General features: G+C 55.2%; 13 protein-coding genes. 3 read left to right on the forward strand and 10 right to left on the reverse strand.

Going from position 1 to position 17,117, the window contains the following annotated elements; genetic code table 11:
* Positions 1-78: 78 nt before the first annotated feature.
* From nagB to KNP75_RS13630, 3 genes are all read right to left on the reverse strand, one after another.
* Positions 79-843: a glucosamine-6-phosphate deaminase gene (gene nagB / locus KNP75_RS13620; protein WP_215190639.1), complete on the reverse strand. Its 765-nt coding sequence runs from the start codon at positions 841-843 to the stop codon at positions 79-81.
* Positions 840-1,985, reverse strand: a complete 1,146-nt coding sequence (gene nagA / locus KNP75_RS13625) for an N-acetylglucosamine-6-phosphate deacetylase (protein ID WP_215190640.1) — start codon at positions 1,983-1,985, stop codon at positions 840-842. The genes nagB and nagA overlap by 4 nt, the downstream gene beginning before the upstream one ends.
* A gap of 172 nt (positions 1,986-2,157) precedes the next feature.
* A complete protein-coding gene (locus KNP75_RS13630; RefSeq protein WP_034781269.1) occupies positions 2,158-3,528 on the reverse strand; it encodes an MATE family efflux transporter in 1,371 nt (456 codons plus the stop codon).
* A 37-nt stretch (positions 3,529-3,565) separates the two neighbouring features.
* On the opposite strand from KNP75_RS13630, the gene KNP75_RS13635 reads away from it, so the two are divergent.
* Positions 3,566-4,339, forward strand: coding sequence for a CHAD domain-containing protein (locus KNP75_RS13635; protein ID WP_215190641.1), 774 nt, complete (start codon positions 3,566-3,568; stop codon positions 4,337-4,339).
* Here KNP75_RS13635 and glsA read toward each other — a convergent pair.
* Positions 4,336-5,277 carry a glutaminase A gene (gene glsA / locus KNP75_RS13640; protein ID WP_034781271.1) on the reverse strand — a complete coding sequence of 314 codons (942 nt, stop codon included), beginning with the start codon at positions 5,275-5,277 and terminating at the stop codon, positions 4,336-4,338. The two genes, KNP75_RS13635 and glsA, sit on opposite strands and share 4 nt — an antisense overlap.
* A gap of 58 nt (positions 5,278-5,335) precedes the next feature.
* Positions 5,336-5,509 (reverse strand): hypothetical protein, encoded by a 174-nt coding sequence (locus tag KNP75_RS13645; RefSeq protein WP_167491852.1) that lies wholly within the window; start codon positions 5,507-5,509, stop codon positions 5,336-5,338.
* Between the two features lie 112 nt (positions 5,510-5,621).
* Between KNP75_RS13645 and hemG the strand changes: the two genes are divergently transcribed.
* Both hemG and KNP75_RS13655 read left to right on the forward strand, forming a co-directional pair.
* Complete coding sequence (gene hemG / locus KNP75_RS13650; protein WP_215190642.1) at positions 5,622-6,986, forward strand: protoporphyrinogen oxidase; 1,365 nt, start codon at positions 5,622-5,624, stop codon at positions 6,984-6,986.
* Positions 6,983-8,056, forward strand: a complete 1,074-nt coding sequence (locus KNP75_RS13655; RefSeq protein ID WP_215190643.1) for a TIGR04053 family radical SAM/SPASM domain-containing protein — start codon at positions 6,983-6,985, stop codon at positions 8,054-8,056. Before hemG ends, KNP75_RS13655 begins: the two co-directional genes overlap by 4 nt.
* Positions 8,057-8,094: 38 nt before the next feature.
* Here KNP75_RS13655 and clpB read toward each other — a convergent pair whose 3' ends face one another.
* The 5 genes from clpB to ligA all read right to left on the reverse strand — a co-directional run bounded on the left by clpB (position 8,095) and on the right by ligA (position 17,116).
* Positions 8,095-10,686, reverse strand: coding sequence for an ATP-dependent chaperone ClpB (gene clpB / locus KNP75_RS13660; protein ID WP_034781279.1), 2,592 nt, complete (start codon positions 10,684-10,686; stop codon positions 8,095-8,097).
* Positions 10,687-10,704: 18 nt separating this feature from the next.
* A complete protein-coding gene (locus KNP75_RS13665; protein ID WP_034781282.1) occupies positions 10,705-11,568 on the reverse strand; it encodes a DnaJ C-terminal domain-containing protein in 864 nt (287 codons plus the stop codon).
* Between the two features lie 141 nt (positions 11,569-11,709).
* Positions 11,710-12,882: a CamS family sex pheromone protein gene (locus KNP75_RS13670; protein ID WP_215190644.1), complete on the reverse strand. Its 1,173-nt coding sequence runs from the start codon at positions 12,880-12,882 to the stop codon at positions 11,710-11,712.
* 142 nt (positions 12,883-13,024) lie between these two features.
* Complete coding sequence (locus KNP75_RS13675; RefSeq protein WP_215190645.1) at positions 13,025-14,878, reverse strand: DUF7507 domain-containing protein; 1,854 nt, start codon at positions 14,876-14,878, stop codon at positions 13,025-13,027.
* Between the two features lie 240 nt (positions 14,879-15,118).
* Positions 15,119-17,116, reverse strand: a complete 1,998-nt coding sequence (ligA, locus tag KNP75_RS13680) for an NAD-dependent DNA ligase LigA (RefSeq protein ID WP_215190646.1) — start codon at positions 17,114-17,116, stop codon at positions 15,119-15,121.
* Position 17,117: the final 1 nt, after the last annotated feature.

The following is a 17,117-nucleotide window of genomic DNA, read 5'->3' on the forward strand; positions in this document are numbered from 1 at the left end:
TTTTGATTACAAATCCATTTCCATACAATTTCCCACAGTTGGCCATAAAAAAACCTGGAGACACTTGTCTCCAGGTCGTTAAGCTCGGATGGAAAAGAATCGGTCGGCCGCTTCGCTGCCACGTGCCTGTAACACGTCACTGCATCCTGAAGCCGCTTCGGCGTCGAGAACGATGGTGACGCTTGGATGCGCCTGTAAGATGGAAGCCGGCCACTCGATCGTCGGTACGCTCTCAATCATGTGGTGCACGGCTTCCGCTTTACGATCACCTGTTGCGACGAGTACAATTTCTCGCGCGTTCATGATCGTATCGAGCCCCATCGTGATGGCATGTGTCGGCACTTCTTCAATCGTGTCAAAGAAACGACGGTTCGCTTCCCGCGTCGACTCGGTCAGTTCGGTCACGTGCGTCTTCGCATCGAGCGCGGTACCCGGCTCATTGAAGGCGATATGTCCGTTCTCTCCGATGCCGAGCAATTGAAGATCGACCCCGATCGACCGGACGAGCTGTTCGTATCGTGCCGCTTCCGCTTCCGGATTTTCCGCGTCACCACGAGGCACATGGCTCTCTTTGAACGGGACGTCATTGAACAGGCGCTCTTCCATAAAGTGATGATAACTTTGCGGATGACTCGGTGCGAGTCCGATGTACTCATCTAAATTGACGCTTGTGACATGACTGCAGTCAAGCTTGTCACGTTTGAACATCTGATACATGCCGACCGGCGTGCTCCCCGTCGCCAGCCCGAGCACGAACTCTCGTTTCCCGGCCAATCGTTCAGTGATGAGTGTATAAGCGATCGTTTCTGCATCTGTCGGTGTTTTCGCAACTAGTATGTTCATTCCATATCCTCCTTCGAATAAGCGATACGTCCTTGAAGAATCGTTGTCGTGACCGACAGCGCATCGTCCCAAATGACGAGGTCCGCATCAAAGCCAGCCGCAATCGATCCTTTGTTCGTCAATCCGAATTCACGCGCTTGGTTCGCCGACGTCATCTTCACCGCTTCAGGTAATGTGCATCCTGTGAACGTGACCACGTTTCGGAACGCCGCGTCCATCGTCAAGACGCTACCGGCCAAATTTCCGGCTTCAAGGCGGGCTGCCCCGTCCGCAACGATGACCGGTTGGCCTCCGAGTTCATAGCGGCCGTCCGGAAGCCCCTTCGCCCGCATTGCGTCCGTAATGACGACGAGCCCGTCCGCCCCTTTCATGCGATAGGCGAAGTCGACCATCTCGTGACGGCTGTGAATCCCGTCTGGAATGATTTCGACCATGACGTCCCGCTCCAATAAACAATAGCCGACCGTTCCCGGCTCCCGATGGTGAAGTCCGCGCATCTGATTGTATAAGTGCGTCGCATGTTTGACGTTCGCTTCCTTGTTCTCGGCGAACGTGGCGTTCGTGTGCCCGGTCGACCCGATTGCCCCGGTCTCAAGCATCGCTCGTTCGAGCTCACGTGCCCCTGGACGTTCCGGTGCATACGTGACGAGACGGATGTGACCGCCGGCCTCCTGTTGCCATGTCCGGAACTGCTCCGCGTCGGGGTCGATAATATATTCTGCCGGTTGCGCCCCCGCGTTATCGACGTTGACGAACGGTCCTTCTAGATGGATGCCGACGAGCGACGTGTCTCCCGCCTCGATGACAGTCCGGGCTGATTGTAGCGCCTTCGTGATGGCAGTCGGTGACTGCGTAATCGTCGTCGCAAAGAATGATGTCACTCCTTCAGCAAGCATCGACTTGGCAAGATGACGCAATCGGTCTTCATCCGCATCCATCGTGTCGACGTCATACCCGCCGTGGATATGAACGTCGATCATGCCCGGCGTCACAAGCGCCCCGTCCACATCGAGCTCCGTCTCACCTTCTGCTCTATACTCATTCATCGAACCGACGCTCTCAATCGTCGCTCCGTCGAACCGGATATATCCTCGTTCCCATGTCTTGTCCCCCGAAACGATATGTGCGTTGATAATCACCATGATTGGTCATCCACCTTTCCTCAAGTAGCTTCATCGTCATCATAACAAAAATCAGTATAGTTGTATAGACCAATTTTGTTTTGTAAAAAGGATTGATTCCCTCAATCCTTTGCCCGACTTATTCATGCCTAAAACAACAAAAGTTGACGTCAGTGACGTCAACTTTTGCAGGTTATGAGTTCTCGTTCATGAGCGGTTTCCCCTCATACCGTTTGACGATATGAATGAGACGCATGAACAACAAGACGGCGCCTGCCGCAAGACCTGCGATCAACCCGATCCAGTAACCATCCGGTCCGAAGCCGAACTGTTCGGCGAGTGTATAGCCGAGCGGGAGACCAATCACCCAATAGGCGATAAGCGACAACACGAGCGTCACGTTCACGTCTTTGAAGCCACGCAAAATCCCTTGAATCGGTGCGGCGACCGCATCCGACAGTTGGAAAAAGACCGCGAAGATCATGAAGTGGGCCGCGAGTTCCACGACGGCCGCGTCGTTCGTATAAATCGCGGCAACCCGTTCATTTTGCCAGAACAAAAGACCACCCGAGAAGAGCGAGACGGCCAGACAGAGTACAATCCCGATTTTAGCATAGCGCACCGCATCCTTCAGTCGCCCGGCCCCGAGTTCGTACCCGACGACGATGGTGAGCGCGCTCGATGCCGACAACGGCAACATATAGACGAACGAGGCGAAGTTGATGGCCGCTTGGTGGGCCGCGACGATATTGTCACCATAGGCACTAAGGAGCAATGTCACTGCCGCGAAGATGCTGACTTCGGCAAAAATGGCGAGACCGATCGGCGTGCCGAGCTTGAGCAACTCTTTTTGTCTCGGCCACATAAGACGTTCCACCGAGCGCAGGAAGCGATATTCGAGGAACGGTTTTCCGTTCCGGACGAACGCGAACGCCATAAAGAACAGCAACCAGTAGGTGATCGCCGAGGCAATCCCGGCCCCGACACCGCCGTATGCCGGCACACCAAGTTTTCCAAAGATGAAGATGTAGTTTAACCCGACGTTAATGGGTAACCCTAATAATATAAGCAGCATCGAAATTCGTGTTTTGCCGAGCGAGTCCATGAGTGTGCGCAGCACGTTGAACAAAAACATCGGCAATACTCCGAATCCGAGTGCGAGCAAATACCCTTTGGCAATCCGTTTGCCTTCTTCACTCAGCCCCATGCCGTCGACAGCGCTTGGGACGAGAAAGAAGCCGAGAACGAGCGTCGCGACGCTCAACCCGATCGCTAAGTAAACACCTTGATACAGTGTCCGTTGAATCTGTTGGATGTTGCGTGCCCCGAGCGCCTGCGCGACGATTGGTGCGACAGCGAGCAAAATCCCGCTTAACCCCGTATAGACGGGCATCCATAGACTCGACCCGACGCCGACACCTGCCAAATCGACGGCACCGGCACGGCCTGACATGACCGTGTCAAAAAAGCTGATTAAGTAAAAGGACACTTGTGTCACCAAAATCGGGAAGAAGATGGTGAAGAACAGTTTAATTTTTTCATTAAGTGAATGTGTTTGATACATGGACAACCTCATCTCATTTCAGAAAGGAAAAATTAGAATGAATCAACGGAATGCGGAGAAATTAAAATACGAGCTTTTGGAGACGTGGAACACGTTCAATCATTATATGACCGAGGCGCTCACGTTCCAAAACAGCGAAGACATCCACCAAGCGCGGGTCCATCTTCGGAAACTATTGACGTTCATGCAACTGTACGACACGAAACCTTCCACGTATCGTCAGTTGAAACAGTTGATGGAGGCGCTCGGTGCAGTGCGTGACGGGGACGTTCTTCTCGAAGGGCTCGCTGTCGAGACCGAGCTCGAGCAGGCTTTCGCCGATCACGTCGAAGCGAGCCGCGCCAAAGACCGCACGATTTTAAATACGCGCGTCACGGAGAAGATGACCCCATCGCTCGACCAACAAGTTCGCCGCTTTATCGGCGGACAGTTGTTCCGTGCCTTCAAAAAGCAGGACGCCTCGTCATTTATCGATAAAGCGAGGAGCGACCGCAAACGACGGATCGACGCCCATCACGACGCGACGGAGATGTCCGACCGGCTCGAGACACTCCACAAGGTCAGGCTCGCCGTGAAACGCGAGCGCTATTTGAACGAGTACTTATTGAACTATGAGACGAAAGCCTCAAAAGATCAAATTCAAAAACTGAAGCGGCTCCAGACCGAGCTCGGCGACATGAACGACCGCCATCAACTGTTATTGCGTTGGAGCGATTTCACACCGCCCGCCGCCTTGGCCGACGATTACGAACAAGTCGTGCACGAGCTGCAATTTCGGCTCAACGAATCGGTCGATGCCATCCAGCTTTAGCGGGACGTGTAGCGCTCGACGAGCAGTTCGAGCAGTTTCATCCCGGCAATCGAGTTCCCTTTCGAGTCGAGCGCCGGTCCGAAAATCCCGAAGCCGACATCGCTCAGTCCGAGCTCGTGTTTTCCGGTCGCAAGGATGGCCCCGGACACTCCGCTCTTTCCCGGAAGACCGACACGGACGGCAAATTCCCCCGACGCATCGTACATGCCGCACGTCGTCATGATCGCTTTGACGATTCGGACGACGCGACGCGGGATCAGCTCTTCGCCCGTGACCGGGTCTTCCCCGTTGCCCGACAAAATTCGGCCAATGCGGGCCAAGTCAAAGCAATCGATCTCAATCGCACACTGCTTTGTGTACACGTCGATGATTTCATCGACATCACCCTCGACAATCCCGTGATGGCGCATGAAATAGAGCAAGGCCCGGTTCAAGTCGGTCGTCTCGTATTCTGAGCGGGCGACTTTTTCGTTATACGTGATTTCCTCCACCGGCACGTCGAGCAACGTCGCCAAAAACTGGCGGAACTGATAGATTTTCAGTTCCGCCGTGTCCCCTAAAATCATGCTCGTGACAGCGAGCGCCCCTGCATTGATCATCGGATTGAGCGGCTTTGATGGCACCGTCTCTTCAAGCTTGGCAATCGAATTGAACGCGTCGCCGGTCGGCTCCATCCCGACTTTCGAGAACACGTAATCTTCTCCAAACTCCATCAAGACGTAACAGAGCGTCAACGCCTTCGAGACGCTTTGGATTGTGAACTTATGGTGGACGTCCCCCGCATGAATATATGAACCATCAGGCAAACAAATCGCCACGCCGAGCAAATCATCCTGTACATGCGCGAGCTCAGGAATATAGTCGGCGACTTTCCCTTGTGCTGTGTACGGACGACACTCATCGACCAAATGCGCCAACTGTTGTTCCAATACGTTCATCCAATCACCCCATGTCCGATAGTTTTCAACCGGGTCATCTTATCATATTCGAAGACGGTTAACCATCAAGTGGTCCGTCTTCCTTTTCTGGCTTATACCATTCCTCATCAGCCCAAAGGACCGACGGGCTGTCTTCATCTCCGTCGAGCTTCTCCCCGTACCGATTCATCGATGCGATGAAGGCGATAATGCCGACCACGACGACTGTCGCCGTTATGCCGAACCAAACCATATGGAGCCTCTCCTTCCCAATCGTGACGAATTTGTCTAGAACCATGTGAGACTTATCCTATGTCTACGTCAATATTCTCGGTACCGTTAGGAAGAACACTACATAGAAATGGGTGAATGGATTGAACAAAATTGCAATTATCGGTGGAGGAATTACAGGCATGGCCGCCGCCTATTACGCGAAACAAGCCGGGGCGCACGTCACCATGTACGAAGCGAGCAATCGAATCGGTGGAAAAATCAAGACCGTCTATCAAGACGGCTTCGTCTTAGAATGCGGACCGGACGGATACATGGCCCGAAAACCGACATTGACCGAACTGATCACCGAGCTCGGACTCGACGACCATCTCGTCCGGTCGATGACCGGGACATCGTACATTTATGTCCGCCAACAGCTTCGACAAATGCCGGACGGATCGGTCATGGGCATCCCGACCAAGTTTTGGCCGATGGTCAAGACCGATTTGTTCACGTGGCGCGGTAAACTTCGGGCCGGGATGGACCTCGTGCTGCCACGCGTCTATACGGGGACAGACATCTCGCTCGACAAATTCTTCCGGACCCGGCTCGGATCAGAAGTCGTCGATGCGATGATTGAACCGCTTCTCTCGGGAATCTACAACGGGACGCTCGACGATATGAGCATCGAGTCTACTTTCCCTCAGTTTATCACGATTGAACAAAAAACACGCAGCCTGATTCTCGGTATGAAAGCATTGACACCACCTGTTCAAGCCGGCGTCAAGCCACGTGAAGCCGGGAAGTTTCTATCCCTTCAGCAAGGTCTCGGCGTCCTCATCGAGGCGCTTCGCCCGTCGATTGACCGCCTCTATACAGAGACGAAGGTCGCGTCGGTCCGGCCCCATGAAGTCACCCTCGCCGACGGGACGACCGAGTCGTTCGACGGCATCATTTTGGCCACTTCGCCGAATGCGCTAGGTCCGATCCTCGGTCTCCCGGAAGCAGAAAAATTGTCCGAGTTGAAACGGACGTCTTCCATCACCGTGCTCGCGGCGTTCGATGAAAAAGAGGTCACGTCACTCGACGGGACCGGTTACGTCATCGCCAAAGCGGAAGGGAACGCCTTGACGGCCTGCAGTTGGATGCATAAGAAGTGGCCCCACATGGCACCAAAACATAAGGCGCTCTTACGCGTCTACATCGGATCTGAGTTCGTTCCCGATTTGTTGACGGAATCCGACGAGACCATCGCCGACTTCGCGCTGCGTGAACTGCGGAAGATTGAACACGTCGGTACCCCGATTTTCACAAAAGTCGAACGGCACATCGATACGATGCCGCAATATGAGGTCGGACATAAACAATACGTGCGCGCTTTCGAAGAGCAGCTGTCCACACTCGACGGGATCGAGGCATGCGGCGCCATCTTGCATGGCGTCGGTCTCCCCGACTGCGTCGACTCGGCCAAACAGGCCGTCTCCCGGGTGATGGCGAGACAGGCGGTGTCCGTATGAAACGAGTCGACTACAACGAAAATCCATTCATCGTCATCTGGGAAGTAACACGTGCCTGTGCGCTATCGTGCGTCCATTGCCGAGCCGAGGCCCAGTTCCATCGGTATCCGGGTGAACTCGATACCGAGCAAGGCAAGGCACTCATCCGAGACATCCAGGCGATGGATAATCCGATTCTCGTCTTCACCGGGGGCGACCCGCTCATGCGTGAGGACTTGTTCGAACTGACCGAATATGCCGCCTCGCTCGGCATGCGTGTGTCGATGACCCCGTCGGCGACACCTCGTGTGACCCATGACGCCGTCATACGGGCGAAAGACGCCGGCTTGACGCGCTGGGCGTTCTCACTCGACGGTCCGGACGCCAAATCACACGACTACTTCCGGGGTACGCGTGGCAGTTTCGAACGGACGCTGCGTGGCATCTCTTACTTCCGAGAAGAAGGGATGTCATTCCAAATCAATACGACGGTCACGGAGTATAACGTCGACCAACTCCCGGAAATCGCCAAACTCGTCGGTGAACTCGGCGTCTCGGTATGGACGTTGTTCTTCCTCGTGCCGACCGGTCGCGGGTCACTCCTCCAACCGATCTCGCCAGAACGGCATGAAGATGTACTCCGTTGGGCGTTCGCGTTGCAAGAGCACGTCCCGTTCATCATCTCGACGACCGAAGCCCAGTTTTATCGGCGCATCGCCCGGCAAGAGAATTTGAAGCGAAAACAAGTTGGGTTGCCGCCCATCGGCCATCCGCATGACGACCTCGCCAAGGCGCCCCGCGGCACGAACGACGGGAACGGCTTCGTGTTCATCTCGCATACGGGCGACGTCCAGCCGTCCGGCTTTTTGCCGATCACGTGCGGCAACGTGAAAGAGACACCGCTCGCTGAGATTTATCGGCACCACCCGGTCTTCCAATCGCTGCGTGACCCTGATACACACCACGGGAAATGCGGCTACTGTGAATATCGATACGTCTGCGGAGGATCTCGGGCCCGCGCTTATGCCGTCACCGGCGACTATAAGGCCGAGGAACCGTACTGCGTCTATCAACCCGAACCGATTGCATAAACAAAGAGCGCCGGCGTCAGCCAGCGCTCTTTCGTTATTCAGTGAGTGACCGTCGCGGGACGAAGCGTCAACTCGTCGTTCTCGACGTCGATGACGACCGTCTGGCCGTCCTCGATATCTCCGGCGAGAATGCTACGGGCGAGTTTCGTCTCAATCGTCCGTTGTACGTACCGGTTGATCGGACGGGCCCCGAACTGTGGCTCATACGCCTCGTCAGCAATGAACACCTTCGCGGCATCCGTGATCTCGATTTGAATCGAGCGCGCCGTCAAGCGACTGCCCATGCGTGCGACCGCTTTTTCGACGATTTGGCCGATTTGAGCCCGCGTGAGCGGATGGAACAAAATCGTCTCATCGACCCGGTTCAAAAACTCGGGACGGAAGTGGCGGCGGAGCCGCTCGATGACTTGGCGTTCTTCCGCCTCATCGATGACGCCATCTTTCGCCGCTTCGAGCAAGATGTCGGCCCCGATATTCGACGTCATGATGACGATCGTGTTTTTGAAGTCGACGACACGCCCGTGTGAGTCGGTCAAGCGACCATCGTCGAGCAGTTGCAGCAAGATATTGAACACATCGGCGTGCGCTTTCTCGACCTCGTCGAGCAGGAGAACCGAGTACGGGTTGCGGCGGACCGCTTCCGTCAACTGGCCGCCTTCTTCATAGCCGATATAACCCGGAGGTGCCCCGACGAGACGCGACACGGCGTGTTTCTCCATATACTCGCTCATGTCGAGGCGAACGATATGGTCCTCCGAGTCGAACATCGCTTCGGCGAGCGCTTTCCCGAGCTCGGTCTTCCCGACACCGGTCGGTCCGAGGAACAAGAACGAGCCGATCGGACGGTTCGGATCTTTGATGCCGGCCCGAGCCCGAATGACGGCGTCGCTGACGAGCCGAATCGCATCGTCTTGTCCGAAGACGCGTTGATGGAGCACCGTCTCGAGGTTGAGCAACTTATCTCGTTCTCCTTCGGTCAATTTCGTCACAGGGATGCCCGTCCATTTCGAGACGACCTCGGCGATTTCTTCCTCGGTCACTTCTTCCCGAACGAGTTCACGTGTCACCGAACCAGCAAGCCGCTCTGCTTCTGCAAGCTCGCGTTCGAGTTCCGGGATGCGGCCATATTTGAGCTCGGAGGCCCGGTTCAAATCGTAACGGCTCTCGGCTTCTTGCAGTTCAAGTTTCACTTTTTCTAAATCCCCACGGATATGTTGGACACGATGGGTCGACTCTTTCTCGTTTTCCCAGCGGAGTCGGAGCGCGTCCGACTGTTCGCGGATTGAGGCGAGCTCTTGCTGCAGCGCATCGAGTCGTTTCTTCGAGGCGTCATCGCTCTCTTTCTTCAGGGCCGCCTCTTCGATTTCGAGTTGCATGACGCGGCGCACGAGTTCATCGAGCTCGGCCGGCATCGATTCCATCTCCGTCCGAATCATCGCACACGATTCGTCGACGAGATCGATCGCCTTGTCCGGCATGAACCGGTCGGTGATATAGCGGTTCGATAACACGGCCGCTGCGACGAGCGCGTTGTCGTGAATGCGGACACCGTGGTGAATCTCGAAGCGCTCTTTTAATCCACGCAAGATCGACACCGTGTCTTCGACGTCCGGTTCGTCGACGAGCACTTGTTGGAAGCGGCGCTCGAGCGCTGGATCTTTCTCGATATATTGCCGATATTCATCGAGTGTCGTCGCACCGATACAGTGGAGTTCACCGCGGGCGAGCATCGGTTTGAGCATGTTCCCGGCGTCCATCGCACCTTCGGACTTACCGGCCCCGACGATTGTGTGCAGTTCATCGATGAAGAGGATGATTTTCCCTTCCGCTTCTTTCACTTCGTTCAAGACGGCTTGGAGCCGCTCTTCGAACTCGCCGCGATATTTGGCCCCGGCGACGAGCGAACTCATATCGAGACTGAAAATCGTTTTGTCTTTCAAGCTCTCCGGCACATCGCCGCGGACGATGCGTTGGGCGAGCCCTTCGACGATCGCCGTTTTCCCGACGCCTGGTTCCCCGATCAAGACCGGGTTGTTTTTCGTCTTCCGGCTCAAGATGCGGATGACACGCCGAATCTCGCTATCGCGCCCGATGACGGGATCGATTTTGCCGGTCTTCACTTCTTGGATCAAGTCGCGTCCATATTTCGTCAAGACGTCATACGTCGCTTCCGGTGATTTCGACGTGATCCGTCGATTGCCTCGGACGGCGACGAGTGCCTCACGCAATCTCTCCTCGGTCACACCTTTGCGCTCGAGCATGTTCTGTGCTTGACTCTTATTCATAATGATCCCGAGCAGGATATGCTCGACCGAGACGTATTCATCACTCATCCCTGTCGCTTCACGTTCCGCCGTCGTCAACACGTTCAACAACGAGGCCGAGATCATCGGCGTCGTCGGTGTTTGAAGTTTCGGTGCGTTCTTGAGCGCCATCGCGACCTCGGCCTCGATATCAGCGACACTCAGTTCCATTTTTTGCAGTAAGAGCGGCGCGATGCCGTCCGTTTGTGAGATCATCGACGCCAAGACGTGCCATTCGTTCATCTCGCTATGGTGGTACTGTTTCGCAAGTGCCTGCGAGCTGACGATGCCTTCATGTGCTTTATCGGTAAATCGATTGAAATCCATTCTGCTTCCTCCTTAGGCTCAGCGTTCGAGTTGTTCGTAAACAGATCGGTGGGCGGCGTCTAGCGGCAAATCGACTTCAAGTTGGACGAATAGATCCGATCGGACTTTCGAAGCGGTCATGAATCCACGTCCCGGGATGCGCATCCGTTGACCAGGCCGCGACCCCGGTTTGACTTTCAGCTTGACCCGACCACCATCGAGTGTCGCCACGACGACTTCCGCGCCGTCGAGGAAAGCGAGCGGACGCAACCGTTTGACGGTGATGACGTTCGCCCCTTCGCGCCGGTACGTGTCGTCATCGGTGAAGTGGAGCTCGACGTACACATCGCCTCGATCGCCCGACTGTCCGACTTTACTGCTCTTGCCTTTGAGCCGCAGCTTTTGTCCTTCATGGGCGCCTTGCGGGATTTTGACGTTGACCGTCCCCGTCTGTAGGCGCAGGCTCACTTTGGCATCACTCGTCAACTGACTGAGTGGGACATTGACTCGGACCGTCTCATCGAGGTCTTCTTCGACCGCCTGGTCAAAGAAGCTGCCGAACATATCCTCAAAACCGAATGTGCGCGACGTCGTTCGTGACCCACCGCCGAATTGACGGAACAAGTCCTCGAATTGGGCCGATCCTTCCCCGTACCCATCACCACTGTACCCTCCACCGAACGTCGGCCCTTCCGGACTTCCGTAACGGTCATAGTTCGCTTTTTTGTCAGGATCGCTCAACACATCGAAAGCCTCTTGGATTGCTTTGAACTTGTCTTGGGCACCCGGGTCTTTATTCACGTCCGGATGGTATTGTTTTGCCAACTTTCGATACGCTCGTTTTATGTCTTGGTCGGATGCCTGCTTCGGCACGCCAAGGACGTCATAATAGTTTTTTGCCATCTCGTTTCACCTCACCTATCCCTTTCCCGATTCTGTTAAGTCTATTCTACCGATTTGGTCAAAGAAGGTCAAAGAATTTCCTCGTTACTTGTCATACGAAAAAAAGAAGGCATTCGTTTCATCACGATGCCTTCTTATCGGTTAGAAATATACTTTCGGACTATCCATGCCCTCTTCAAACACGATCGTCACTTCTTGTTCGCCACCGAGCGAGGTGACGTTAATCCGGACGGGTACGTTCCGGTTGTATTCCCAGCGGTTCTCGAGCAGGCCGACGACGTGCTGCGTGAAGCCGACGAGTTCGGCCCGGCTATAGAACTGGATCGGAATATCGATCTCAATCCGTGACAATTCCCCGTTCTGATAAAAACCTTTCCCGATCATCCCGCTGAAATCTGGGAACACATCAGCGATTCGGTCGCTGAAGAGGGAGAATTTTTGAGCGTCATCGCGCACTTCCGTCGTCGCTTTGGCGGACGGGAAGTAATAATACGTCTCGTCGACATCTTTCCAATCACTCGCTGTCACCTCGCCAGCCGTGCCAACGAATGCCGATTTGACATAGTTCCCCGGCGTCGGTGACCCTTGCGACGCTTTCATATACAATGCGACGTTGATATCGAGATCTTTGAAGTCCTCACGCTTGCGCAACTGGGCGACGAGTTCATTCGCCATACGCTCTCCTTCGGCAATGACTTTCTTCTCGTCAAGCTTCTCCGTATACGTCGGACCGAAGTTCGGCGCTTGGAACACGTACTCCCGGTTCAAAATCAAAGCGAACGAAACGCCGCCGAGTTGATAGCCGTTATCCGTCTTCGTCATATAGTTCTGTTCGACGAGCGACGCCAAATAGAGTGGCGACTTTTTATTCTCCTCGACGAACTCGTCTTCGGCCACTTCGGCCGTGCCGTTCGCATACGCCGGGTTGAGCGGTACGAGCCCTTCTGCCGTCTTGTCCTTACGTCCGAGCAGACGCGAGACATCTTCGCTCGTCAACAGCTGTCCTTCTTGATACGCATAGTTTTCCGGTTTGAACGCACCGGTCGAATGACGCATAAGGCCGAGTTCGACTTCTTCAAGTTCGAGCGACGAGCTCACTTGGCGCTGGGCCAAACCTCGGGCTGCCGCCGGTTTAAATGGAATGACCATCTGGTAATATGAATCACGCGCTTGAATCGCTTCTGTGACGCCTTCGGCTGCCGTCTCTTCACCCGTCGGTGTGACTTCCTCTTCCCCCATCGGGATTTTCATCGAGCACCCGCCGAGGAAAACCGTCGCGGCGAGAGCTGGGATAATCAATTGTTTCCATTTCATCTATGTCTGAACTCCTTTGATGATTCGATTCGTTACACTTCGTCCATTATAACAAAATCGTCCGTCGAAAAAAGTGTCGAAGCGGAATCAGTCCCGATTCAAAGAAAAGCACCCCCCGACTCGTGTCGGGGGGCGCCTGCGATCATGCTTTTGTGGATGGACGGTGCCGATGCGTCACGAACAAGAGCCCGTGCACGATTAAAACGAGACCAATGATCGTCCCCCACGTTTCCGTCGAACCTGTCATCGGTAGCGTCGCTTGGTCAGGTGTCACCGGGGTCGTCGGTTCAGGCACATACACAGATTCGTCGCGTTCAGGTTCCGGGATGGCTTGTTTCACATGCACCGTCGCCTCGGCCGTTCGGGACACACGCGCTTCACGATTGACCTCGAACGTGAACGTCGTCCGGTTCGTCAGTACTGCGCCCGCTCGCACATCATAGGATGGTAACAACACTTTCTCCACTTCAAGCACGACTTCCTCACCTGGGATGAGTCCGTTCTCGACTTCAGCGAGAGCCTGCATGCCGTCTCGAAGCGTCTCGGTCGTCTCGCGCTGTTCTTTGGTCGTCAACGCCCCGCTCGTCCATTCATCGATGACATCGACAAAGTACAAGGTGACATTCGACGTGTTTGTGATTGTATACGTATAGCGAATCGCCTCGCCCGGGTGCACCGTCCCTGGGCTCGCCACTTTCGTGACCGTGAAATCAGCTTGGTTCAATAAGACGATCTGTTGACTCTCGGCATCGACGACCCGTCCATAGGAATCGGTCGCACCGACCCGGAACACGTTCCCGATCTCAGGAGCGTTCGTCCGGTCATAGTCGCTCGGGATTGTTAAGTTGACCGTCGCCTCGACGCGTTCACCTGCCGCGAGGCCGTTCTCCCCGATGAGCGCCATCAACTGCTCACGCACGTCGGCATTGAATGCTTCGACCTTGTCAGCATCGATGTCGCCGCTAAAGAACTCATCTTTGATGGAGGTGATCGTGAGCGCCGTCTCGCCTGTGTTCTCGATGACGAACGTATACGGAATCACTCCGCCGACGACGGCTTGATCAATATTTGCCTCTTTACCGACCTCGAGACCAATCGTCTCATTCGGTACGACCGTGACGGTCGCCTCGGCACATTCGGCCGGAATCAATTCATCTGCTCCTTCAACACCGATACAAAACGTATTCGTCACCACCGTCTCATCTGTCACGTCTGGTGCGAACACATCGAACTGGATTGTCGTCGTCCCGACCGGTATCGTCGGAAACGTCCAATCGAAGGCGGGTGGTCCACTCACGGTCGTCGGAGGTACCGAACCTTCCGGACCGAGAACTTCAACCGAGTCCGCGACGACGGTCAACGCTTCCGGGACCGTGTTGGATACGGAAAAATTCTCGACAGGGGTGCCCGTCACATCGATGACGAGGCGATACGTCACTAAATCTCCGCCTAACACACGCTCGATTAGCCCGTCTGCACCGAGCACCAATTGATTGATGGCAACTACTGGGGTAGCGGAGGGTATGGTCACTTCTTCTGTGACAGGTTCTTCTGGCGATGGCTCTGGTTCAACGAGCGGAGGCTCGACCGTTGTTTCAACGTCCGGAACCGTCTCCGTTCCATCATCACCCGGCTCAGTCGACTCGCCCGCAAGTTCCTCAACATGAAATGCATAGACGGCGTCCGGGAACGAATAAGGAACGCCCTCACCATTATATAACGTGACTTGATCGATGGTCGTAACGTCAACGTCGGCCGCATCCACCATGAACCGCCAAATCGTTGACGATTCACGCGCCCCGTAGTACGTCACGTCGTCGTAAATCAGGCTTGCGTCATCGTACGCTTCGATTTCTTCAGGGCTCAAATCAATTTGTGCGTAAATTGGAGTCGGTGTCATCGTCGTGTTCGCGTAAAGGCCATTCGGTGCCCACATGCCAATCAATACGAGGACGAATGTGATGAGTTCAAAGATGCGTCGGTTAGTGTTTCGCATGATGCTCCCCTCCTCTAAGGTGTCTGCCAAACTGTGACGAAAGTTTGCGATGACACGCTCCGGCACGGGAGAGGGATAGAGGATGATTGTGCGCGAGTCGTGGTGTGAGTTCTTGGTGTCAAAAAGTATTTGTAGATACTATTCATTACCCTTCGCACGTTCTCACGAATCCGACGCCATCCTAAAACGGTTGAAAATTAGGTCAATGAAAAAAGGCCTTCCACACGGAAGACCTTTCCTTCAAGATTGTTCTGACAAGAAGGCGAGCAACGCCGCCTCGTCCCACACTTCGATGCCAAGCGATTCGGCTTTCGTCAGTTTCGACCCGGCTTTCTCGCCGGCGACGAGAAGGTCGGTGTTCTTGCTGACGCTTCCCGTGACACTCGCACCGAGCAATTCGAGCTGCTTACCGGCTTCTCCGCGCGTCATCTCATGCAGTTTCCCGGTCAAAACGACTGTCTTCCCGGCGAGCGGCGCATCAGCGTCAGCGACCGGTCGTTTCGTACCTTTGAACGTCAGGTTGACACCTGCCGCGCCGAGGTCACGAACGAGGTCACGAGCTTCCGGCTTCTCAAAGTATAAGCCGATCGATTCAGCCATCTTCGTACCGATACCATCGATTGACGTCAAGTCGTCGATCGATGCCTCCATGACCGCTTCCATCGTCTCGAACCGTTCCGCAATCAACGCGGCCGCTTTTTGTCCGACGAGGCGGATACCGAGCGCGAACAAGACGCGCTCGAGCGAGTTCTGTTTCGACTGCTCAATCGCCGCGAGCAAGTTCGTCACCGACGTTTCGCCCATCCGGTCGAGCTCGAGGAGCGCGTCCCGGTCGAGACGGTACAGGTCGGCCACGTTATGAACGAGCCCAGACGCGTGGAGTTGTGTGATCACTTTCTCGCCGAGCCCATCGATGTTCATCGCCGGGCGTGACACGAAATGAATCAACCCTTCGAGCAGTTGGGCCGGGCATTCCGGATTGACGCAGCGGTGGTCCGCCTCTCCTTCTAAACGCACGAGTTCAGATTCACAAGCTGGACAATGCGTCGGGAAGACGATTTCCGTCTCCTCCCCGGTCCGCTCACTGACGAGCGCCGAGACGACGGCTGGAATCACATCGCCGGCTTTCTTGATGACGACACGGTCCCCGATGTGAAGGTCCTTCTCTACAATGAAGTCCTCGTTATGGAGCGTCGCATACGTCACGGTCGACCCGGCGACCGAGACTGGTGCGAACCGTGCGCGTGGCGTGACTTTTCCGGTCCGCCCGACACTGAAATCGACGTCTTCAATCGTCGTCACGACTTCTTCAGCCGGGAACTTATACGCGACGGCCCAACGCGGACTCTTCGCCGTGAAGCCGAGCTGTTCTTGCTCTTCGTAAGCTGCGACTTTAATAACGATGCCGTCAATCTCATATGGTAGCTCCGACCGCTTCGTCACATACGTTTCGATATAGCCCCATAACTCATCGGCCGTATGACACGTCGTGTATTCTTGGCTGACGGCGATGCCAAGACGGCGCAAATACGCGAGCGACTCGTCATGTGAGGCGACGAGGTCGTCCGTCGAGACGAGCCCGTAGGCGAAGAACGCCAAATTTCGCGACGCCGCGATTTTCGAGTCGAGCTGCCGGAGCGAACCTGCCGCCGCATTGCGCGGGTTGGCGAATAAAGGTTCTCCAAGACGTTCTCGCTCGTCGTTCAAATGTTCGAACGACCGTTTCGGCATATATGCCTCACCGCGCACCTCGAACGTGACGTCCTCGTTCAACCGGAGCGGAATCGAGCGGATCGTCTTCAAGTTTTGCGTGATGTCTTCTCCGGTCGTCCCGTCACCGCGCGTCGCGCCACGGACGAGCCGACCGTCTTCGTATTTCAGTGACACAGCGAGCCCGTCAAACTTGAGCTCGGCGACGAAGAGCGGACTGTAACCGAGATCTTTCTCGATGCGTTCGACCCATTCGACGAGCTCTTCTTTAGAAAACACGTTCCCGAGCGAGAGCATCGGCGTATCATGCGTCACTTTGACGAACGCATCGAGCGGGGCACCGCCGACCCGTTGCGTCGGAGAGTCTGGACTCCGAAGTTCCGGATAGTCCGTCTCGATTTCAATCAATTCGTTCATGAGGCGGTCGTATTCAGAATCCGGGACACTCGGGCGGTCGAGCACATAATATTCATATCCGTATTGGTTTAACTTTTGACGAATCGCTTCAACACGTTCTGCCATCTCCATA

This window comes from Exiguobacterium sp. s6, assembly GCF_018618155.1.
GTDB classification, from domain to species: Bacteria; Bacillota; Bacilli; order Exiguobacteriales; family Exiguobacteriaceae; genus Exiguobacterium; species Exiguobacterium mexicanum_A.